The organism is Bacteroidota bacterium (genome assembly GCA_039821555.1).
Taxonomy (GTDB): Bacteria; Bacteroidota; Rhodothermia; order Rhodothermales; family Rubricoccaceae; genus JBCBEX01.
This window is the reverse complement of sequence record JBCBNX010000003.1, coordinates 273,658-294,726: the sequence shown is the minus strand read 5'-3', so window position 1 is coordinate 294,726 and position 21,069 is coordinate 273,658. Positions and strand designations below refer to the sequence as shown.

Below are 21,069 nucleotides of genomic sequence, written 5' to 3'. Positions count from 1 at the left end.
CGGGAGGAGGGGAAAGCGGTCAGTCTTGTTCGTCGCCTGAAGACGAGGGCTCCGCTTCGCCGGGCGATGTCGTTGCGTCTGCAGGCGCAGTGGGGCGTAGCGTGTCGATGCGGTGCTGGATGAAGCGGCGGTCGCGGGGCCGCGAGGCCGTGGCGAGGTACTGCTCGTAGGCGTCGGCCGCGGCGTCGGTGTCGCCGCGCGCCTCGTAGAGCGCCCCCAGGCTCCGGTGCGCGATCGCCAGCGAGGGGTCGAGGTCGAGCGCGTAGCGGTAGTGCTCCTCTAGCTCGGTCGTCACGGAGTCGCTAGGGGCAGCGTCGCCGTAGGGCTGGCGGATGGCCTCGGCGCGCCAGTACCAGAGCGGCGCGTTGGCGTCGTCGAGGTCGAGGAGGCGGTCGGCCTGGTCGATGGCGCGGTCGTACTGCTCCGAGCGGATCCACAGCTCGACCTGGTCGGCGCGCACGCCGCGCATGAGGCGGGCATAGGCGGTGTCAGGGACGGCCGTCGCCGTCGAGTCGTCGGGAAGAGCGCAGGCCGTGCCACGAGCCTCCGCTTCCTCGGTGCTGTAGGCTTGGCGTTCCTTGAGGCGGGGGTGGCTCGCGTAGACAAAGGAAGCCACGGCGTCCGGGTCGTCGTACTCGCGCAGGAGCAGCGTAAACGTCTCGGCGCTGGCACACGGATCGTACCCCTCCGCAGCGATGCGACCAATGGCGCGTACGTCAGCCTCGCGCTCAGCCTCGCGGCTGTACCCACTCACGGCGATGCTGGCGGTCAGTCCAAGACTCAACTGCGAGGCCACGTTGAACAGCCCCGCCGCTGCAGTGCCCATGGAGCCGAATCCGATGGCCGCGGCCAGGCTGAGCACCTGCGTGGTCCCGACAACACTCTGCTGGTTGTCGTACTGCTTGACGGAGTGCCGTGCTTCCACGTGGACAACCTCGTGGGCAAGGACGTGCGCAAGTTGCGCTTCGCTCTCCAGCAGCGACAGGAGCCCGAGATGCACGTAGATCGTCCCGTCCGGGAAGGCGAAGGCGTTGGCCTCCGGGTCGAGCAGCACGTGAAACTCGTACGTGGCCGGACCGGGCTGGGCCGGGACCATCCGCTCGCCGAGGGCCTGCACGTAGGCCGTGACCTCGGGGTCTTGGTAGAGCAAGCCGGTGCGCTGGATAGCCTGCGTCTCGTGGCCGCTCATGCGCCAGAGCTTGGCCTCGGACTCGGTCAGGCCGGGCGGGACGGCGATCTCCGTGGGTTCGGTGAGGCGCTCAGAGCCCCTGCAGCCGAGGGAGAACATAAGGGCAAGGATGCAGCCGAAGCCGACAAGGCGCGCAGGCATACGAGGGGGCGAGGAGGGTGAAGGGAACCGCTCGAACAAGCTGACTGGGGCGCCCGTGTGGTGGAATCCCCTAGTCGTTACCAATAACGACGCCGAGGATAAGGGGCGCCGGCCTGGTTCTCCAAGCAAAGATTCGTGCGCGCGTGCCTCTTCGTCCGGGCTACCTTCCGGCCCCACCTCTGCCTCTAGCCTCGTCTATGTCTGTCGTCATCGGCATCGCGGGGGGCTCGGGGTCGGGCAAGACGACGGTGCAGCGCCGCATCGTGGAGGCCTTCGGGCCGCGCCGCATCGCCCTGCTCGACCACGACGCCTACTACCGCGACCTCAGTCACCTCCCGCCCGACGAGCGCGCCGCGTTCAACTTCGACCACCCCGACGCGCTCGAAACCGACCTCATGGTGCAGCACCTCGACCTGCTGCGCGCAGGCGAGACCATCGCCAAGCCGACCTACGACTTCACCGCACACACGCGCCGCGCCGAGACCGTGGGCGTGGAGCCGCTGCCGGTCATCATCGTCGAGGGCATCCTGGTGCTCGCCGAGCCCGACCTGCGCGCCCGCATGGACATCAAGATTTTCGTAGACGCCGAGGCCGACGTGCGGCTCATCCGCCGCCTCCGCCGCGACATGGCCGAGCGCGGGCGCTCCGTCGAGAGCGTGCTCGCGCAGTACACCCACTACGTCCGCCCGATGCACCGCGAGTTCGTGGAGCCCTCGAAGCGGCACGCCGACGTGATCATCCCGCGCGGCGGTCGGAATCAGGTCGCCATCGACATGATGGTGGCCCGCGTACAGACGCTGCTCGACGAAGACGCAGGTTCGTAGACGCGGGCTAGCGGTCGCGCTCGTCCGCGGTGGCGGGCTCGGCTTCGTCGCTGGAGGCGTCGTCCTCGCTAGGCCCGGCCGACTCTGCGGCCTCAGCGTCGAGCTGCGCATTCATCCGCGCAACGCGGTCGTAGGCGCCCTGGAGCGACACCCCGCGGGCTGCCCGTTCTTCTTCCGTCACACCGTCGTCGTCAAGGGGTTGGATGGTCCAGCGGCCGTCGTCGTCCTTCGTGGTTTGCGTGCCGTAGACCTGCGGCTGGTCGATGCTCCAGAGGTAGCGGTCGGTGGCGGCGGCGATCAGCCAGGAGGCCGTGCTGTGCGTGGGATCGAGTTCGAACGCGCGCTGTGCGAAGTCGCGGGCATTGCGGTAGTCCGTCGAGTCGCGCCCGTGCTGGAAGATCATCGCCGCGTGGAAGTAGTCGGCGGCGGCTACGATCTCGCCCGCCTCCGCCATCTCGTAGACCCGCGCCCGTCGGCGGTCGTCGTTGGGGCCGACCACGTCCCAGGTCAGCTCGCCGCGCATGAGGGCGTGCCGTTCGTTCTGGTCAGCGGCGTGCATCTCCATCAGCTCCCGATTAATCGTCGAGGCATAGGCCGCGAAGTTGGCCTCGGCTGCGGCGACGGCCTCGGTCCAGCGCGGGTCGTCGTGGAGCGTGTCGAGGTCGCTGTCGGCCAGCATTTTTTCGGTGTCGCGCCAGCCCGCATCGAGCGACTGCTGGAGGTAGACGAAGGCCTGCTCGGTGTCGCCCGCGAGCGCGAAGCAGCAGGCGGCATTGTAGGCAACGCCCTCGTTGACCACGCCAAGGTCGATGGCGGCGGCATAGCTCCGCGCACACGCCTCGTAGTTGCCGTCGTTGTAGGTGGCTCGGGCTTGCATCAGCGCGTCGCTCGGGTCCGTCGGGGTCTGGTCGTCGTCCTGTGCGAGGGCGGCGGCGGGAAGTAGGAGGGCCGCGAGGAGGAGTAATCGGTGCATGGCAGCGATGAGGAAGCAGCGATGAGGAAGCAGCGATAGAAAAGCAGCGATAGAAAAGCAGCGATGAGGAAGTGGCGATGGAAAGCGGCTCGAATCAAGACGAGGGGGCCGTCAGCAGGCGAACGCCCTGCAGGACGAGGTGCGGCGCGAGGACATCGATGCGATCGAGGTGGCGCGCGAGCAGCGGTGCGCTGCCGCCCGTGGCTATGACCACAGGAACACCTGTGACCACAGGAACACCTGTGACCACGGGGCTGCCTGCGACCACGGGGCTGCCTGCGACTACGGGGCCGCCCGCGCGTTCGCGGTCCAACTCGTCGGTCGCGCGGGCAAGCAGCCCGTCGAGTGCGCCGATCAGGCCGAGGACGATCCCGGCTTGCAGAGCCGTCGTGGTCGAGGTGCCGATGGCAGAAGGCGGCGCTACGGGGGGCACGGCGGGGAGTTGCGCCGTCCCGCGCGCGAGCGCCGAGCGCTGCAGCCGCAAGCCGGGCAGGATGGCCCCGCCGAGGTACGTCCCGGCGGCATCGACCACCTCCATGGTCACCGCCGTCCCGGCATCAATGACGAGGGTGGGCCGGGCGAGGCCTGCCTCGTCGCGGCCATGCAGGACGTGCGCGGCCGCTGCGGCTGCGATGCGGTCGGCCCCGAGCGTGTGCGGGGTTTCGTAGGCCATGCCGATCGGCAGCGGCGCGTCCGCACGCACGACCACCGGCGTCACGCCGCACACCGCCTCGACGGCCTCCGTGGCGCGCACCGTCTGCTTCGGCACCACCGAGCAGAGCCCCGCAGCACCGATGGCGTCGGGCGACACGTCGACGCGCGACAGGGCCGTTTCGAGCTTAGCTGCCGAGAGGCTCTTGAGCGAGAACGTGCACACCGGCTCTGCCTCGGGCAACGCGCCCGCGTCGAAGAGGCCGACTTTCGCCGACGAGTTGCCGAGGTCGAGCGCGAGGAACACAGGCGGTGAAGCGGTGAAGCGGTGAAGCGGTGAAGCGGTGAGCAAACCCGTCACGATAGGGCACGGCGAGGTTGGGCTCCGCGCGCGGCGGCGAATCCAGGTAAAGGTCGCTCCAGCGGCCCTGCTCAGTTGTTGCCCGCCAACGTAACCTCGCCCGCATGCACCACGACCTCGTCGGTGCCTGTGTCGAGCCGGAGGCCGCCGTCGGGGGCGAGACCGAGAATGTGCCCCGCGTGCAGCGTCGTGCCGTCGGGCGCGCGAACGGTTGCCTCTTCGCCGCGTCCGGTGAGCCGATGCTCGGCGGCGGCCAGCACCGCGTCGCTGTGGGTGTCGAGTGCGTCGAGGCGGGCTTCGAGGTGCCGCAGGAGCGTGGCGAGGAGCGCGCTCCGGTCGATCTCGCCGCCGTCGGTACCGCCAGCGAGGCGCAGCGAGGTCGCGCGCGCGGCGAGCGCGTCAGGAAACGCAGCTTCGTTCACGTTGACGCCGATCCCGAGGAGCGCCGCGTTGCCGCGGGCCTCGACGAGCACGCCAGCGAGCTTCAGACCGTCGAGCAGCACGTCGTTGGGCCACTTCAGCGCGAGGCGATCCGAGGTTTCCAGCAGATGCGCGGCGACGCCATCGAGCACGCCCAAGCCAGCGGCGATGGCGACCAGGCCCCACCGTCGCCGGGGGAGCGTTGGCCGCAGCACGAGCGTGAGGTGGAGGTTCGCTCCCGGCGTGCCGTGCCACCCGCGCCCGTGGCGTCCGCGCCCGGCGGTCTGCGCTTCGGCGGTCACAAGCGCGCCGTGTGGGGCGCCGTCTGCCACCCACGTCGCCGCCGCGTCCATCGTCGATCCGAGCGTCGCAAAGCCCTGCGCTACGTGCCCCAGTCGCCGCGTTCGGAGGTGGTCGCCGAGCCGATCTAAGACCATTGTCGATTTATGATTTTAGATTTCCCATTTGAAAAGCCAATCTAAAATCGAACATCCTAAATCGAACATCCTAGAACTTAAACCCGACGCCGACCTCGACGAGGGTTTCCTCCTCCGAGGCGCCGACGGAGCCGGAGACCACGAACTGGTCGTAGAAGCTCGCCCAGAGGCCGCCGCCGTAGCCCTGGTGGTAGCCCTCGAAGAGCGACTGCGAGATGCGATTCCCATCCGGGTCGGTCTGGGTGTCGTCGGCCTCGGTCCAGACGCGGCCGTTGTCCACGAAGCCGAGCACGCCGAGGTCGATGGCCGTCAGGTAGGTCTGGATGCGGAAGACGCGGGCGCGCAGCTCGGCGTTCTGGTAGAACGAGGTGCGTCCGGCGAAGCGCGTCCGGCGGTAGCCGCGCAGCGTCTCGCGGCTGCCGAGCGTGTTGGCGGCAAAGAACGGGAAGTCGCCGATGTTGTGCGCGCCGCCGACCCGCAGGGCCAGCACCACCCGCTGGGGCGCGAGGGGGAGGTAGAGCGCCAGCGCCGATTCGAGCTGGGCGTAGCTCTCCGTGTCGCCGTTCAGGCCGAGGTTGCCCGTGCCGTCAAGTGTCCACCGGAAGCCGCGCTGCGGGTTGGCGATGTTGTCGCGTGCGTCGAGGTCGGCGCGGGCGGCGAGGCCACCGAACCACTGCGCCTCGAACGTAGACGGCGCGATTCCGGCTTGGGTGACGAAGCGGTCGTCGTCCTCGCGCACATCGACGAAGGCGACGCGGGGCCCGAGCGAGAGCGACGCCCGCGAGGCGAGGCGCCACAGGAGCCGCGCCTCCACGTCGGCCTCGGTGAGTTGTGCCTGGTAGAACTCGCGCTGCTGGTCCGTGTTGGCGGTCTCGTTGCCGAGTCCGAAGAACGTGCGGACGTTGTTGGGCGTGGCGGCCTCGACGTCGAGCATGAGATCGAGCGCGCCGAACGTGTCGGTGAAGTGGCCGCGGTAGCTCGCGAAGAACGCGCCGGTAGCCGCGGCCACGGAGGCCGAGAGCCGGTGCTGGCTGGCGAAGGGAGCCCGGCGGAAGCCGTAGCGCGTGTGCGTCACGCCGCCGCCCACGAAGAGGCCGTCCTCCTCGTTGGCGCGGAACTCCAGGAGCGGCATGCTGCTGTTGAAGGTGTAGCGGCTCTGGTCGTAGTCGAGCACGCGCGGGTCGGCGGAGAGCCGCAGCCCGGTGTCGCGTCCGCGCTCGACGGTGGTGCCCTCGATGCTGTCGTAGACGAGCGTGCGCGCGCCCCAGCCGCCGGCCGTGGAGCCGTTGTCGACGTGGTCCTCGCCGGGCCCGCCGATGAGGCGCACCTTCATCGAGCCGCCGTCGCCGGAGAGGACGAAGCGGTCCTGCCCGCCGAGGCCGTAGAGCCGCACCTCGTCCGTCTCACGGTCGAAGAACGTGCGGCGGTAGACCTCCTCGACGACCTCGCCGTCCTTTTTCGTCTTGAAGACCGCGACCTCCACATCACCGTTCTCCTGGCGCGTGACCTCGAAGCGCTCGTGCTTGTCCGAGCCGACCACGTCCACCACGGCAGCCATGTCGGCATACACGTCGGCGGCGACTTCCGTCAGCAGGTCGCGGCGGGCGCGGAGGCGGTTGCCGATCTCCTCGCCGTGCAGCGCCACGATCTCCGGTGGCCACGACGCCACGATGGCGGCCTCGATGAGCGAATCTGGGACAGCGGCCTGCATCTCGCGGGCGGTGGCGAGCCAGTCCTCGCGGGTGAGGCGGTTGGTGTAGCGCCGGATCAGGCCGAGGCCGTTGCGGAGGCTGCCACGGACGTAGCCGTAGCCGAAGCCGAAGCCCTGATACTGCCGCGCGAAGAACTGCTTGGTGAACCACGGCCCGATGCCGTCCATGCGCATGAAGACGTAGTCGCGGTCGCGGGGGATCGGCTGGTAGACCTTGCCCTCAGTGCGGGCGTCGCCGGTGAGCGTGGAGTCGAGTTCGAACGGCTCGCGTTCGGCCCAGCGCCACTGGTCGTCGTGGCGGTCGTGGTCGCCGAGCCACAGGTCGAGCAGCCGCGCGCGGACGAACATCTGCTGGTCGACCACGTGGTCCACATCGCCCATGACCTCCTCCCACATGTTCGGGGTGGACGTCACCTCCTCGGCGAAGCCCATCGTGGCAACGTCGCTCATGTCCTCGTCCGGGCGCACTTCGAGGAGCGCGGGGCGGTTGGCCATATACGACCGGAAGCGGCCGAGGCGCGGGTCGTCGGGGATGTAGACGAGGCGCGGCTCGGTGTGATAGATGCCGATAGCCTTGGCAAGCGGCGGCACGAGCAGCGCCGCGAACGGGTGGAACGACGAGGTCTGGTCCTGGATAGCTGCCTCCGCGAAGCCGCCGCGCAGCTCGACGGGCCAGCGCCGGGCCGCTTCCTTGTCGATGGAGCGGAGCGCGTAGGTGCGGTCGTCGTCCTGCACCTCCACGAGCCGGAGGCCGAACGTCTGACCGCTTCCGCTGCGTTTAACGGGGGCCACGGCGGTCCCGGCGCGCCCGGCGGTGCCTAGGTCGAGGACGGGCAGCGTGACGGTGGTCGCCCAGGCCTCGCGCCAGTGGTTGCCAGCGAAGGCACGCCCGAAGCCGCCGAGGTTGTCGTAGGCGGCGTTGATGGCGACGCGCACCGTGGTGCCGGGCTCCGGCTCGGCGTCGTCGGGCATCACGTCGAGAGGTACCTCTGGCTCGTCCTCGCTGCCGGGCACGTAGTCGATGTCGGCGATGCGGATCTGGTAGCGCGCGAGCGGCTCGGCGGCGGTGCCCTGGGCGCGCAGCCACACGGCGCGGTCCTTGTAGAAGTCGAGCACCAGGTAGCCAGGCTGGGCGGTCGTGAACGCGGAGCCACCCCCGCCAGCGACGCGCTCGCCGCGCACCGCCGCGCCGCTCACGAGGGCGTGGCGGTTGAACTCGCCCGCGCTCAGCGGGAAGTGCTGGAGGCTGAAGTCGTGCGCGCCTGCGACGAGCACGTTCTCGTGCCCGCGGTAGAGGCGTTCCAGCGCGTCATTGAGCGCGGCATAGCGGGCTTCCGCGAGGTCCTGGTCGGTGCCGATGTAGGCGTGGTAGAGCGGGTAGGCCGAGCCGACGATGGGAAGTGGGAGGAGGTAGCCAAGCGGCCCGACGGCATTGCGCAGCGGGAAGACGTGGTCGGTGAGCGGGTAGGCCCCGCCGTAGCGCCCGTTCGAGCGCAGCGGGTGGTGGCCGACGATCAGGATGTCGTCGTCGTCGCGGTCTTCGAGGCGGTCTTCGAGTTCGGCGAGCATGTCGACCGGCTCCACGAGGTCGTAGTCGCCCGTGTCGCCGAGGGGACGCTCCTCGTCGGTGAGCCACCAGCCGGTGTTGAGCGGGAAGAGGCGGAGGCCATCGGCGAGCTTGATGTCGTCGGGGCCGGGGTAGCCGCCGTTGGGCCGGAACGTATTGTCCACGTCGGGGTCGTCGGCCTCGTCCTCCAGGATCTCGTGCAGGTGCTGCTCCACGAACGCCTCGGTCCGGCGCAGCGCCGAGAGGCCGCCCGTCCAGTCGCGGTCGCCAGCGAGCACCACCACGCGCCCCCGGAAGCCCGCGAGCGGCGCCAGTTGCCGACGCAAGTGCGCCTCCGCCTCGGCCCGCTCCGTCGATGACGAGTCCGGCAGCCCGCCCGGCATCACGTCGCCGAGGTAGACGACCGTGGTGGCCTCCTGGGCGTCTGCCGAGAGCGCCGCGAGTTCGCCGCCGAGTTGGGCCAGTACCGCGTCCGTCTCGGCCGTCGCGCCCGTGTTGCCGATCAGCACGACCCGGTGCGTGTGCGGGGCCGTTGGAGCAGAGGCGTCCGGCTGCGCGCCGGGCTGGGGGTCGAGCTGCGGGCGCGTGTGGGTGCAGGCACTCAGCGCGAGCCCGGCGCACAGGACGAGCCAGACCGTGATGAAGGATGAGGAGGCGAGAAGGCGACGCATCGGAGGCAATAGGTCATTGGGCGGGGTGCCCCACGATACGAAGCCCGCGTCGATGGCGGAGCAGGAGCGGACGCGTGGTATTTTCTGAAAAGCCCGATGCACCCCCTGATCTCGCGTTGCTCGATCTGTCCCCCTCGTGCACGAGGGGGACAGCTTTTCGATCCGGCCTGACGCTTGCGGCAGGCGAGGGAGAGAAGCAGGAGGTGTTCTGCCGACTCGAATCCTACGACTGCTGCCTCGATCCCATGCGCCTTCTTCTCTCACTCCTCGCCCTCCTCCTCATGCTGCCCGGCTGCCAGCCGGCTGACGACTCGGCCTCCGACGGCGAGGATACCGTCCCCGTGGAAGCCGTTACGTTCTCGCACGAGGAGACGGTGCTCTACGAGGTCTTCGTCCGCAATTTCTCCGAAGAGGGCACCTTCACCGCTGTCACGGCCCGCCTCGACTCGCTCCAGGCGCTCGGCGTGAACACGCTCTGGCTCATGCCCATCCACCCGATCAGCGAGGCCAACCGCAAGGGCACGCTCGGCTCGCCCTACGCCATCCAGGACTACAAGGCCGTCAACCCGCTCCTCGGCACCGAAGACGATTTCCGCGCGCTCGTCGACGGTGCGCATGCCCGCGGCATGAAGCTCATCATCGACTGGGTCGCGAACCACACGGGCTGGGACAACGCCTGGATCGAGACGAACCCCGACTACTACACCCAGAACGAGAACGGCGAGATCATCGTCCCGCGGGACAACGCCGGCAACCTCACCGACTGGACTGACACCGCCGACCTCAACTACGACAACCCCGCCACCCGCGCCGCCATGATCGACGCGCTCACCTACTGGGTGCGCGAGTTTGACATCGACGGCTACCGCTGCGACGTGGCTGGCATGGTGCCGAACGACTTCTGGGAAGCCGCCATCGACTCGCTGCAGGCGATCAAGCCGGTGTTCATGCTCGCCGAGTGGAGCACGGGCGAGGTCCACGCTGCCGGGTTCGACGCGAGCTACGGCTGGCCGCGCTACGCCCGCGTCAAGGAAGTCTGGAACGGCGACGCCACCGCGCAGAGCCTCGTCGACCTCGTGGCTGAAGAGGAGGCAACCTACCCCGAGGGCGCGCTGCGGATGAATTTCACCTCCAACCACGACGAGACCGCCTGGGATGCCACGCCGCTCGAACTCTTCGGCGGCGACGAGGGCGCCCGCGCTGCGGCTGCGGCGATGCTGCTCATGCCGGGCTTCCCGCTCGTCTACAACGGCCAGGAGCACGCCGACCCGCAGGAGATCCCGCTCTTCGAGAAGGTGTCCGTCAATCGGAGCGCGGAGGGAGCGGGTGCCATGCGCTCGTTCTACACCGACTTGCTCGCGTTCCGCGCCTCCAGCAATGCGTTCACGCACGGCACCGTCGGGACGGTCGCGCACGACCAGCCGGAGACGGTGATCGCCTACACCATGACGCGCGACGGCGCGACGATGCTCGTCGCCGTGAACACGCGCGCCGAGGCCGCCACGGTGGCGCTCGACGCGCCGCCCGCGGGTACTGAGGTCGTCTTCGGCGAGGCTGCGATGGAGGCTGGGACGCTCACGCTGCCGGGCTACGGCTACGTCGTGCTGCGCGCGGACGCCGTCGAGGCCTAAGCGCACCGTCGAGGCGTAGACGTCAGCGCGTAGCCGCAACGGAACGCCAGGAAGATCCCCGGGCTTTCGTACGTTGTGGAACCGCTTTCGCAAGGCCGTCCCTGCGTCGTCTCTTCCTCGTCACCGCTTCCCGTCATGGACCGTCGCTCCTTCCTCTCGTCGTCGGCTGCTGCGCTCGGTGGCCTCGCGCTCCTCGGACCGGCCGCCGCTGCCCGGGCGCGCCTCGGCATTCCCCCCGACGTGCCCGCCCAGATCGGTGTGCAGCTCTACACCGTCCGCAGCGTCTTCGAGGGCGACTTCGTGGGCGTGCTCGAAGCGATTCGGGGCCTCGGCTACGAGCAGGTCGAATTCGCCGACTATGCGACCGACCATGGCGGCTACGGCGGCTTCTACGACCGCGAGCCCAGCGTCGTCCGCGCCGTCCTCGATGACATCGGCCTGACGACGCCGTCCACGCACGTGGCCATCCAGCGGCTGCGCCAGGACGGCGGCCTCGACACCATCCTGGAGATGGCGCAGCTCGTCGGCTTCGAGTACGTCGTCGTGCCGTGGCTCGACCCGGAGGACCGCCCGACCAGCGTCGACGGCTGGCGCGCGCTCGGCGAGGAGCTCAACGGCTACGGCGCGCGCGCAGCGCAGGCTGGCGTCCGCCTCGGCTACCACAACCACGCCTTCGAGTTCGACACCTTCGGCGGCGACACGCCAGGCTACGACGGCCTCGTGGAAGGCACCGACCCCGCGGTCGTTGACCTGGAGATGGACCTGTATTGGGTCGTCCACGCTGGCTACGACCCGCTCGACTACTTCGCGCGCTACCCGGGTCGCTTCCCGCTCTTCCACGTCAAGGACCGCTCCGCCGACGGCGCGATGCAGCCCGTCGGCGAGGGCGCCATCGACTTCGCGGCCATCTTCGCGCAGGCCGAGCAGGCGGGGCTGCGCTATGCCTTCGTGGAGCACGACAACCCGACGGACGCGCTCGCCAGCATCGAGACGAGCATCGCGCACGTCGAGCGCCTGCGCGGCTAAGGTCGCAGGTCCTGGGTCAAAAGTCTCAGGTCTTTGCAGCCTCCGATCTCGACCCCCACGTCCACCTTCTCACTTCAACCCTCTCCCTTCTTGATGTTTAAGCCGCTTCGTTATGGCATGGTCGGGGGTGGCCCTGGTGCCTTCATCGGCGAGGTCCACCGCCGCGCCGCCCAGCTGGACGGTCTCGCGGTGCTCACCGCCGGGGCGCTTTCCTCGAACGCCGAGAAGTCGCAAAACTTCGGCGCGACGCTCGGCCTCGACCCGGATCGCGTTTATGGCTCCTACGCCGAGATGGCCGAGCGCGAGGCCGCCCTGCCTGCGGACGAACGCATCGACTTCGTGAGCGTGGTCACGCCCAACCACCTCCACCACCCCGTCGCGAAGGCGTTCATCGAGCGCGGCTTCCACGTCGTCTGCGACAAGCCGATGACGACGACGCTGGAGGACGCTGAGGACCTGTGCCGCCTCGTCGCCCAGCACGACGTCATCTTCGCGCTCACGCACAACTACGCGGGCTATCCGCTCGTGAAGCACGCCCGCGCGCTCGTGGCCGACGGCGCGCTCGGGACCGTCCGCAAGGTCGTCGCGGAGTATGCGCAGGGCTGGCTCGCCACGCCGCTGGAGCAGGGCGACGAGGGCGGCAGCAAGCAGGCGTCGTGGCGCACGAACCCGGCGCTCGCCGGCGCGGGAGCCCTCGGCGACATCGGCTCGCACGCCGAGCATCTCGCGCGCTACGTCACCGGCCTGGAGATCGAAGCGCTCTGCGCCGACGTGACCTCGTTCGTGGAGGGCCGCCGCGTGGACGACGACGCAACCCTCCTCCTGCGTTTCGAGGGCGGGGCCAAAGGCCTCCTCCACGCGACGCAGATCGCCGTCGGCGAGGAAAACCGGCTCACGCTGCGCATCTACGGCTCCGAGGCCTCCATCGAGTGGCACCAGGAAACCCCGACGCGCCTCCTCTTTCGCACCGTCGGCGGCGACGAGCGCGTCTACCGCCAGAGCGCTGGCGACCTCGGGCCCGCCGCACAGCATGCCACCCGTCTCCCACCCGGGCACCCCGAGGCCTTCTTCGAGGCGTTTGGCAACATCTACGCCAACGCGTGCCGCCTCATGCTGGCCCGCCGCGACGGCACCGACCCGGACCCACTCGACCTCGACATCACGACCGTGCAGGACGGTGCGCGCGGCGTCCACTTCATCGAGACGGCGCTGGCGAGCGGCCGCGCCGAGGGTTGGGTCGACGCGACGTACACACCGCCTGACGCCTGAGAGCGCTCTCGTGTGCTCAAAACAAGACGCACCCCCCGCTTTCCTCCCCATAAAGGGTCGGAAAGCTGTCCCCCCCGCGAGCGAGGGGGCCAGTTCGAGCACCGCGAGAAGAGGGGGTATCGGTCCGGCACGAACTCCCGTCCAACTTCTCACTTTCCGCCTTCCCATGCGTCTCCTCCTCCTTGCCTTCGTGCTCATGCCCCTCGCTAGCGCCGCCCAGACCTCCGCGACGGTGGCATCGCCCGACGGGCGGCTCGCGGTCACGGTGATGCTCGACGATGCCGGGCCCGTGGCCTACCAGATCGACCGCGACGGGGCGGCGCTGCTGCTGCCACAGCGCCTCGGCGTGGTCCTCGCAGGCGGTGACACGCTCGGCATCGGCATGCGGATCATGGACACCGTTACCAACAGTGTGGACGAGACGTGGACGCAGCCCTGGGGCGAGGTCGCCGAGGTCCGCGACCACCACAACGAACTGACGGTGATGCTCCAGGAAACGGGCGAGTTGGCACGGCGCATGGACATCGTTGTGCGCGTGTTCGACAATGGCGTCGGCCTCCGCTACGTCTGGCCAGAGCAGCCCAACCTCGGCGCGTTCGAGATCATGGAGGAGTTGACCGGCTTCCACCTCGTCGGCAACCCGCAGACGTGGTTCATCCGCGCCTACGAGGAGAATCGCTACGAGTACCTCTACGAGCAGATGCCGCTCCACCGCGCGGGCTACCTCATGCACACGCCCCTCACGATGGCCTACGGCGATGTAGAAGGCGAGGGCGGTGGTGGCCCGTTCGTCGCCATCCACGAGGCGGCGCTTGTGGACTATGCCGCGATGTCGCTCAGGCGCACGGGACCGCAGGCGTTCCAGGCGCATCTCGCCCCGTGGAGCACCGGTGTGGCTGTCTACGCCGAGGCCCCGCACGCCTCGCCCTGGCGTATGGTCCTCGTCGGCGACACCCCCGGCGACCTCGTCACCAACTACACGATGCTCAACCTCAACGAGCCCAACACGCTCGGCGATGTGGGCTGGGCCAAGCCCGGGAAGTACATCGGCATCTGGTGGGCGATGCACATCCAACAGTGGACATGGGGCAGCGGCGACCGTCACGGGGCTACCACCACGCACACCGAGCGCTACCTCGACTTCGCGGGCGAGCACGGCTTCGACGGGGTCCTCGTCGAGGGCTGGAACGTCGGCTGGGACGGCGACTGGACCGCCAACGGCGACGTGTTCAACTTCACCGAGGCCTATCCCGACTACGACCTGGAGTACCTCGCCGCCTACGCCCGCGAGCGCGGGACGCGGCTCATCGGCCACCACGAGACGAGCGGCAGCGCGCCCAACTACGAGCGCCAGATGGACGACGCCTTCGCCCTCATGGATCGCCTCGACATGCGCGCCGTCAAGACCGGCTACGTCGAGTGGGGCATGAACTTCCCCCGCACCGACGGGCCGGGCGTCGCGCCGGGCGACACGACGCGCGAGTGGAACTACGGCCAGTTCATGGTCAACCACTACCAGAAGTCCGTCGAGGTCGCGGCGAAGTACAACGTCGCAGTGAACATCCACGAGTCGGTGAAGGACACCGGGTTGCGGCGCACCTACCCGAACCTGATGACGCGCGAGGCGGCGCGCGGGCAGGAGTACAACTCCGCGTGGGGCGGTGGCAACGGCCCCGACCACATCCCAACGATTGTCTTCACACGGATGCTCGCCAGTCCGATGGACTTCACGCCCGGCATCTTCGCGCTCGACGCCTCGGAGACGGGCGAGGGCGGCAATGCCGTCCCGACGACGCTCGCGGGGCAGCTCGCGCTCTACGTCGTGCTCTACAGCCCGCTCCAGATGGCCGCCGACCTGCCCGAGAACTACGAAGCGCGCCCCGACGCCTTCCAGTTCATCAAAGACGTCCCCGCCGACTGGGCCGCCACGCGCGTCCTCGAAGCCAAGATCGGCGACTACGTGACCTTCGCCCGCAAGGACCGCAACTCCGACGATTGGTACCTCGGCGCGAAGAACGACGCCACCGCCCGCACCGTCGACGTGGCGCTCGACTTCCTCGACCCGGGCACGACCTACACCGCCACGCTCTACCGCGACGCGGACGACGCGGACTACGAGACGAACGCGACCGCCTACGTGATCGAGACGCGCGCCGTCACCGCCGCCGACCGCCTCACCGTCCCGCTCGCCCGTAGCGGTGGCCTCGCCGTACGCTTCGCGCCGGTGGGGTAAGCGGCACGACGGCTCCCCCCGTTCGTGTGGACAGTCGCTCCGCTCCTGCGTCTACACGAACTGTCCCCCTCACCCGTGAGGGGGACAGCTTTCCGACCCTTTAGGGGGAGGGAAGCGGGGGGAGCGTACCACGCTCGACCTCCACGTCCAACGTCCCCCGCCCACCTTCGCCCCTCGACTCATGCCTCGTCCCGTCACGCTCTTCACCGGCCAGTGGGCCGACATGCCCCTCGCCGAACTCGCGCCCAAGGCCGCCTCGTGGGGCTACGACGGCCTCGAACTCGCCACCTGGGGTGACCACTGCGACATCCACCAAGTGCTGGAGTCGGACGCATACCTCCGTGAGCACACGGCCCTACGCGAGGAGCACAGCCTGAGCCTGTTCGCGATCTCGTGTCACCTCGTTGGGCAGGCCGTCGCGGACAAGATCATCGACGGGCGGCACCAGGCCATCGTCCCGCCCCACGTCTGGGGCGACGGTGACCCCGAGGGCGTCCGCCAGCGCGCCGCCGCCGAGGTCGTCAAGACCGCCGAGGCCGCGAAGGCGCTCGGGCTGGAGGTGGTGACGGGCTTCACCGGCTCCCCGATCTGGCACCTCTTCTACTCCTGGCCGCCCAACCTCCCCGAAGACATCGAGGCAGGCTTCCAGGAGGTCGCCGAGCGCTGGACGCCGATCCTCGACCGCTTCCAGGAATTGGGGGTCCGCTTCGCGCTGGAGGTGCACCCGAGCGAGATCGCCTTCGACGGGCCGAGCTGGGAGCGGGCGCTCTCGGCGCTGGGCAATCATCCGGCCTTCGGTATCAACTTCGACCCGAGCCATTTCGGCTACCAGAACGCCGACTACGTCCGCTTCATCCGCGACCACGGCGAGCGCATCTTCCACGTCCACATGAAGGACGTCTGGTGGAGCGACGTGCGCACCGAGGCGGGCACGCTCGGCGGCCACACCGAGTTTGGCGACCCGCGCCGCTCGTGGGACTTCCGCAGCCTCGGACGCGGGCGCATCAACTTCGAGGACATCATCCGCGCGCTCAACGACGTGGGCTACGACGGCCCGCTCTCGGTCGAGTGGGAGGACATGAAGATGGACCGCGAGCACGGCGCCGCCGAGGCGGCCGCGTTCGTCAAGCGCATGGGCTTCCCGCCATCGGACATCATCTTCGACCAGCAATTCTCCAAGGCGAGCGAGGGGTAGCGGCGGTGCCCTGTCTAGGGACGTCGGTACAATATGCCTACCCGCTAGTCTATGGCCCGACGAGCCGCTGGTCATCAAACAGCCGACCGTCGAACAACCTACAGCGGCGGGCCCAGGGCAGCCCTCGTGTCGAGGTGGCTCCAGTCGGCATGGAGGTTCTGGTTGGGGCGTCCAGATTGGCATCATGGTCGCAGAGGTCGTGCAGAGCGTCCGGATTCAACCAGTTTTAGTTGAGGTCCATTCCGTCATGGGGGCTGCCAGGCTAGGACGCGTCTGGGCGGTAGAGGCGGGGGCAGAAGGGGCCGCCCCCGGTCGGCGTCAGCGCTGGATGGATGCGAGAACGGGGGAAAAGGCGACAGTCAGTGAGACTTGGCGATTTAGAAAAGGACGCTACGAGGCACGAGCAGACAGCGAGCGGTTTTATTATATAAACGTTAGGTTAACATAGTTCTCGCAGATGTCACGTTTTCCTTCTGGGTCTCACCAGTGATATCGATGTGAGACGAGTCGGAATGTGGTTGGCAACAGAGGATGGCGACAATGCCCCCTGTTTCCACGATTGGACGACAATGCCACAGACGCTTCTCGGACTGCTCGCACTCGCACTAGCTGGGCTGCTCACGCTCAACAACCAGCAGCACCAGATGGGGACCTACCAGGACCGCGTCGTGGAGGAGTACCGCCTTGCTGGCTCCGGGCTGGCTACCCACATCATGGAGATCATCGCGGCGCGGTCCTTCGACGAGGCGTCGACGCCGCTCGCGATCGAGGGCCGGGACGGGAGCGGGGGCAACCACATTCCCGACAGCTCCGCCTTCACGAGGCAGAACGGCTTCGGCGAACTCGCCGAGGCGTCGGACCGCGAGGTCAACAGCAACCCCGCCGTGCTGGAGCGCATCCTCGCTGGCCGGGGCAGCCACACAGGGTTCTCGCGTCGCTACGAAGGCTACACGGCTCGGTGCGACCTCCTCACGCACAGCCTCGCCTGCGACGATGTGGACGACCTCTCGGGGCTCCGCAACGAGCAGGTGTCGGTCGTCCTCTCCAACGGCGGCACCCTCGACTTCCTCGTGGATGTCGACGTGTTCTATGTACGCCAGGATGGGCCAGAGACCCCAGTGAATGTCCTGACCAGCCACAAGCGGGTCATCCTCAAGATCACCGCGCCCCGCATGCAGGGCTACGGCACGCTGGTCCAGCTCGAGCGCGTCATCGCCTACGACCCGATCAAGGCCGACCGCGACCACGAAAACTACTGTGGCCCGGTCGACGGGGTGCAGGACGTCACAGCCTGCTTGAACGGCTACGCCAGCTAGTCCACCGAGCGACGCACACCCAGCGCTCTAGCCTCGCCCAGGCGAGGTATTTCCACCTAGACGACCCCTCCCATGCAACTCATCCTCGATCACCTCTCGACGGTCATCATCGGGTCGATGGTGGCTCTGTCGCTGACCGCCTCGCAAGTCCGCATGACGCAGGGCCGCGTCGAGCAGGTCAGCGCCTACGTCGTCAAGACGAAGGCCCTGTCGCTCGCCGACTGGCTCGAACGCGACGTGGTCACGCTGGGGAAAAACCTCGGCCAGGACAACTACCGCTTCGAGTACCCGTCCTACAACGCCGAAGGCCAAACCTCCGAGTGGGTGTTCTGGAGCGACTCGACGCTGACCTCGACGGCGACTACGCGCTACTACACCCGCTACGAACTCACCCAGGTCGACTCCCTAGAGCTGGAGCCCGACGCCTTCGGCCAGCAGCGCTACCAGCCGCTCTACGAGGCCCGGCGGTATACCGCCGCCATGCCAGTCGTGGGGGGGACCGTGTCCTTCCCATCGACACGCGATTGGGTGGGGGACGGCCTCACCGTCCGCACGCTCTCCTCGTTCACCGTGCAGCTGCTCATGAACGACGGCACCGTCGCCGCCTCTTCTGAGCGCGACGAGGCGGACTTCATCCGGCTCCAGTTCGCCATGATCCCCGAGCTCGACCCTGAGCAGGCCTACCTGAGCGAGCTCTTCTGGACGACCACCCTCAAGGTGAGGCCCTTCTGGGAGCAGTACAAAACCACCACGATTTAGCGACGGCAAGCAGCCCCGCCCCTCTCCTACAGACAACCCCCAACATGGGACGCCTTTCTATCATTCTCGTCACCGCCATGGGCATTTTCCTCGCCCAAGGCTTCGCCAGTTCGGCAGAGACCTCCTACCAGACTGCCGTGAAGCAGGTGGACCACGAGGAGGGCACGCTCGCCCGCGAGATCGCCCGCACGGGGTTCAACATTGCCATGGGGGTGCTCCGCAGCCACGGAGACGATCTCCAGGCGGGCGTCGAGGCCGTCAATGGCAGCCAAGGGTACATCTCGGGGAGCTACCAGGGGGGCACCTATCGGGCATACGCGCGCTACACGAGCGGGCACTCCGTCGAGGTCGTCTCCACGGGCTACTACGGAGAGGGCTTCACGCGGACAAACAACGCTAGTGCCTACAGCACCACCTACCCCTGCGATTACTACGACGGCGCCTGCCATGTGATGGACGATGTCTACGAGTACACGCTGCCCACGCAGCCGCTCCACGTCAAGCAGCGCTCCGTCCTCGACGTCACCTTCCTCGACTCGATGGCAGGCTACTGCTCCGCGATCTACCTCGAGAAGTTCGACCCCGACGGCAACAGCCTGGGCGATCCGCAGATGGTTTTCCCCGCCGGGAAGAACCGCAACGGTGCCTCGCTCACGTTCTCGGATACGCTCGATGCTGGCACACAGATGAACTTCATGCTGGCCGTGGACAAGAACTGCTCGACCGGCCAGAGCTGGTCCAGCTTCACGCCACAGCCGTTCAACATCCATGACTATGACCACGTCCACTATGCCTTGGCTGGGACGGTGGGCAACCTCCTCGACATGGAGGAAACGGTGTGGTCGCTCATCGAGCAGCATCCGGACGACAACCAGCGCTGGCGCATCGGCTGGGAAGACCAGCACAAGACCAGTTGGGACAACGCCACCTCGACCAACCCCGCGAACAGCTTCCAGGCCCTGAAGGCGTTCGGCTACGACGGAAACGGGTGGCCTACCGTGGATTCCTGGGGCTATCGCACACTCCGGGACTATGGCAGCCGACCGGACTTCAGTGACCAGGTCATCGAGGTGCGGATGACGCCCGTGCCCACGGCTGCCCCCGCGCCCCCGCCTACGCCGCCCAGCACGCCGGCGCCCAGCGGTCCGTCCGCACCAGGTTCGCCCTCACTCCCGAGCCTACCGTCGGCGCCTGGCACGCCAGCGGGCGGCCCGCTTCCGACAAGCACGTCACCGGCGGCAACGCCCACCACGCCGTCGGAGTCGCCAGAGCCGTCAGAGTCGCCAGAGCCATCGGAGTCGCCAGAGCCGTCGGAGCCGGGCACGACGCCCACGCCTTCGACCATCCCCACGGCGTCGTGCCCGTGCACGGAGGGTCGGAAGACGGTCTACATCCGGCACTTCACCAACCGGCAGAACAATCCCTACCGAGACATCTGCATCGGTCCCCGGGCATTGTCGTCGCACCTCAGCAACCACAACGACTTCCTGATCTGCCGGACCGACGGGGGCTGAGCGGTGTGACGCAGGGCCTTGTTGGGTCTGCAGGAGCGTTCGACAGGGGCAGGTCGTAGACTCGACGCCCGTCGAATAGGCAACCGCGCCCACCATGACCCTTCGCTGTCAGGCCATCGTTTTCGACCTCGACGGGGTGCTCTGCGACTCCACCCCCATCGCCGAGCGGCATTGGCGGCGCTGGGCCGAGGCGCGCGGTGTAGACGTGGCTCCCATCCTCGCGGCGCACCACGGGCGACCGACGGTCGAGACGATCAGGCAGTTCGCTCCGCACCTCGACGCGGAGGTGGAGGCCCGGGCCAAGGAACGCGACGAGGCCGGCGACACGGACGGCCTGCGTGCCTTTGACGGGGCCGCGCGGCTCTTGACGACGATTCCGCAGGCACGCTGGGCCATCGCGACGAGTGGGCGGCGCCGTACGGCCACGAACCGGCTTCGGCACACCGGTTTGCCTATCCCGCCGGTCCTCGTCACCGCCGATGATGTGCAGCACGGCAAGCCCGCGCCGGACCCGTATCGCCAGGCCATCGCGGGCCTCGGCTTCGCTCCCGCCGACTGCCTCGTCTTCGAGGACGCGCCGGCCGGGATCGCGTCGGCGCAGGCGGCGGGGGCGGTTGCCGTCGGCATCGCCTCGGCGGGACACCCCGAGTGGTTGGCGGCCGCCGAGACCGTAATCGAGCGCCTCGCCGATGTACAGGTGATCGTCGAGAGCGACGGCCTAGTCGTGACGCTGCAGACGCGCTGAGGGGAGAACGACGTGACGACCACCTCGACGCAAAACAAAACGCGGGCGACACGTTGCTGTGTCGCCCGCGCCTTGCGGTGTGCCCCCACAGGGACTCGAACCTTGGACACCCTGATTAAGAGTCAAGTGTAAAGTTGCTTATTTGGGTCATATGGGAGCTGTTTCAGAAAAAGTGTTACATCTGATGTACCAACGCCTGGGCATGTGCGTGACCGCATAAGCAGCTTCGCCTGAGTCCGGCGAAGTGTAGACAAGCCGTCCAGAATCGACGTGCTGGACATCCCGGGAAGCATGGACCTCGCAGGCCATTTGTAGCTTGAGTCTGATCCACTCCTTCGGGTATTGTTCGGAGGCGAGTGGCGAGCTTTCTGGTTCCTGACTCGAAGTACGACCGGGTTTTCGGCTCGACAAAGCCTTCTCTTGAACGGACACGAAG

The 21,069-nt window shown here is 68.1% G+C and carries 15 protein-coding genes and 1 tRNA gene; 10 read left to right on the top strand and 6 right to left on the bottom strand.

All coding sequences use genetic code 11. The features are described 5' to 3' along the window. Positions 1–19: 19 nt before the first annotated feature. Positions 20–1,330 (bottom strand): M48 family metalloprotease, encoded by a 1,311-nt coding sequence (locus AAFU51_05585; GenBank protein ID MEO1570721.1) that lies wholly within the window; start codon positions 1,328–1,330, stop codon positions 20–22. 197 nt (positions 1,331–1,527) lie between these two features. On the opposite strand from AAFU51_05585, the gene udk reads away from it, so the two are divergent. Continuing rightward, complete coding sequence (gene udk, locus AAFU51_05580; protein MEO1570720.1) at positions 1,528–2,154, top strand: uridine kinase; 627 nt, start codon at positions 1,528–1,530, stop codon at positions 2,152–2,154. A 7-nt stretch (positions 2,155–2,161) separates the two neighbouring features. Here the strand turns inward: udk and AAFU51_05575 are convergent, their stop codons facing one another. The 4 genes from AAFU51_05575 to AAFU51_05560 form a co-directional block, all read right to left on the bottom strand. Next, a complete protein-coding gene (locus AAFU51_05575) occupies positions 2,162–3,127 on the bottom strand; it encodes a hypothetical protein (protein ID MEO1570719.1) in 966 nt (321 codons plus the stop codon). 94 nt (positions 3,128–3,221) lie between these two features. After that, positions 3,222–4,130: a type III pantothenate kinase gene (locus AAFU51_05570; protein ID MEO1570718.1), complete on the bottom strand. Its 909-nt coding sequence runs from the start codon at positions 4,128–4,130 to the stop codon at positions 3,222–3,224. An 80-nt stretch (positions 4,131–4,210) separates the two neighbouring features. After that, positions 4,211–4,996: a biotin--[acetyl-CoA-carboxylase] ligase gene (locus AAFU51_05565; GenBank protein ID MEO1570717.1), complete on the bottom strand. Its 786-nt coding sequence runs from the start codon at positions 4,994–4,996 to the stop codon at positions 4,211–4,213. Positions 4,997–5,066: 70 nt separating this feature from the next. Further along, positions 5,067–8,945 (bottom strand): BamA/TamA family outer membrane protein, encoded by a 3,879-nt coding sequence (locus tag AAFU51_05560; GenBank protein ID MEO1570716.1) that lies wholly within the window; start codon positions 8,943–8,945, stop codon positions 5,067–5,069. A 245-nt stretch (positions 8,946–9,190) separates the two neighbouring features. On the opposite strand from AAFU51_05560, the gene AAFU51_05555 reads away from it, so the two are divergent. The 9 genes from AAFU51_05555 to AAFU51_05515 all read left to right on the top strand — a co-directional run bounded on the left by AAFU51_05555 (position 9,191) and on the right by AAFU51_05515 (position 20,633). Further along, positions 9,191–10,576 carry an alpha-amylase family glycosyl hydrolase gene (locus AAFU51_05555; GenBank protein ID MEO1570715.1) on the top strand — a complete coding sequence of 462 codons (1,386 nt, stop codon included), beginning with the start codon at positions 9,191–9,193 and terminating at the stop codon, positions 10,574–10,576. Positions 10,577–10,711: 135 nt separating this feature from the next. Beyond that, a complete protein-coding gene (locus tag AAFU51_05550) occupies positions 10,712–11,602 on the top strand; it encodes a sugar phosphate isomerase/epimerase (GenBank protein MEO1570714.1) in 891 nt (296 codons plus the stop codon). A gap of 93 nt (positions 11,603–11,695) precedes the next feature. Further along, positions 11,696–12,871 carry a Gfo/Idh/MocA family oxidoreductase gene (locus AAFU51_05545; protein MEO1570713.1) on the top strand — a complete coding sequence of 392 codons (1,176 nt, stop codon included), beginning with the start codon at positions 11,696–11,698 and terminating at the stop codon, positions 12,869–12,871. Positions 12,872–13,037: 166 nt separating this feature from the next. Next, entirely contained in the window at positions 13,038–15,104 is a 2,067-nt protein-coding gene (locus AAFU51_05540; GenBank protein ID MEO1570712.1) for a glycoside hydrolase family 97 protein, read from the top strand. Between the two features lie 181 nt (positions 15,105–15,285). Beyond that, on the top strand, positions 15,286–16,299 hold the full coding sequence (locus AAFU51_05535) for a sugar phosphate isomerase/epimerase (GenBank protein MEO1570711.1): 1,014 nt from the start codon (positions 15,286–15,288) through the stop codon (positions 16,297–16,299). Between the two features lie 569 nt (positions 16,300–16,868). Then, complete coding sequence (locus AAFU51_05530; protein ID MEO1570710.1) at positions 16,869–17,615, top strand: hypothetical protein; 747 nt, start codon at positions 16,869–16,871, stop codon at positions 17,613–17,615. Positions 17,616–17,687: 72 nt separating this feature from the next. Continuing rightward, complete coding sequence (locus tag AAFU51_05525) at positions 17,688–18,374, top strand: hypothetical protein (protein ID MEO1570709.1); 687 nt, start codon at positions 17,688–17,690, stop codon at positions 18,372–18,374. Positions 18,375–18,418: 44 nt separating this feature from the next. After that, on the top strand, positions 18,419–19,888 hold the full coding sequence (locus AAFU51_05520; GenBank protein ID MEO1570708.1) for a hypothetical protein: 1,470 nt from the start codon (positions 18,419–18,421) through the stop codon (positions 19,886–19,888). A 94-nt stretch (positions 19,889–19,982) separates the two neighbouring features. Continuing rightward, positions 19,983–20,633 carry an HAD-IA family hydrolase gene (locus tag AAFU51_05515; protein ID MEO1570707.1) on the top strand — a complete coding sequence of 217 codons (651 nt, stop codon included), beginning with the start codon at positions 19,983–19,985 and terminating at the stop codon, positions 20,631–20,633. Between the two features lie 80 nt (positions 20,634–20,713). Here AAFU51_05515 and AAFU51_05510 read toward each other — a convergent pair. Beyond that, positions 20,714–20,792, bottom strand: a tRNA-Ser gene (locus AAFU51_05510). Between the last annotated feature and the right edge of the window lie 277 nt (positions 20,793–21,069).

Bases quoted from the DNA above. Each gene is read 5' to 3' on its own strand.
- AAFU51_05565 (MEO1570717.1), bottom strand. From the start codon at position 4,996: ATGGTCTTAGATCGGCTCGGCGACCACCTCCGAACGCGGCGACTGGGG.
- AAFU51_05515 (MEO1570707.1), top strand. From the start codon at position 19,983: ATGACCCTTCGCTGTCAGGCCATCGTTTTCGACCTCGACGGGGTGCTC.
- AAFU51_05575 (MEO1570719.1), bottom strand. From the start codon at position 3,127: ATGCACCGATTACTCCTCCTCGCGGCCCTCCTACTTCCCGCCGCCGCC.
- AAFU51_05540 (MEO1570712.1), top strand. From the start codon at position 13,038: ATGCGTCTCCTCCTCCTTGCCTTCGTGCTCATGCCCCTCGCTAGCGCC.
- AAFU51_05585 (MEO1570721.1), bottom strand. From the start codon at position 1,330: ATGCCTGCGCGCCTTGTCGGCTTCGGCTGCATCCTTGCCCTTATGTTC.
- AAFU51_05545 (MEO1570713.1), top strand. From the start codon at position 11,696: ATGTTTAAGCCGCTTCGTTATGGCATGGTCGGGGGTGGCCCTGGTGCC.
- udk (MEO1570720.1), top strand. From the start codon at position 1,528: ATGTCTGTCGTCATCGGCATCGCGGGGGGCTCGGGGTCGGGCAAGACG.
- AAFU51_05530 (MEO1570710.1), top strand. From the start codon at position 16,869: ATGCCACAGACGCTTCTCGGACTGCTCGCACTCGCACTAGCTGGGCTG.
- AAFU51_05535 (MEO1570711.1), top strand. From the start codon at position 15,286: ATGCCTCGTCCCGTCACGCTCTTCACCGGCCAGTGGGCCGACATGCCC.
- AAFU51_05520 (MEO1570708.1), top strand. From the start codon at position 18,419: ATGGGACGCCTTTCTATCATTCTCGTCACCGCCATGGGCATTTTCCTC.
- AAFU51_05560 (MEO1570716.1), bottom strand. From the start codon at position 8,945: ATGCGTCGCCTTCTCGCCTCCTCATCCTTCATCACGGTCTGGCTCGTC.
- AAFU51_05525 (MEO1570709.1), top strand. From the start codon at position 17,688: ATGCAACTCATCCTCGATCACCTCTCGACGGTCATCATCGGGTCGATG.
- AAFU51_05550 (MEO1570714.1), top strand. From the start codon at position 10,712: ATGGACCGTCGCTCCTTCCTCTCGTCGTCGGCTGCTGCGCTCGGTGGC.
- AAFU51_05555 (MEO1570715.1), top strand. From the start codon at position 9,191: ATGCGCCTTCTTCTCTCACTCCTCGCCCTCCTCCTCATGCTGCCCGGC.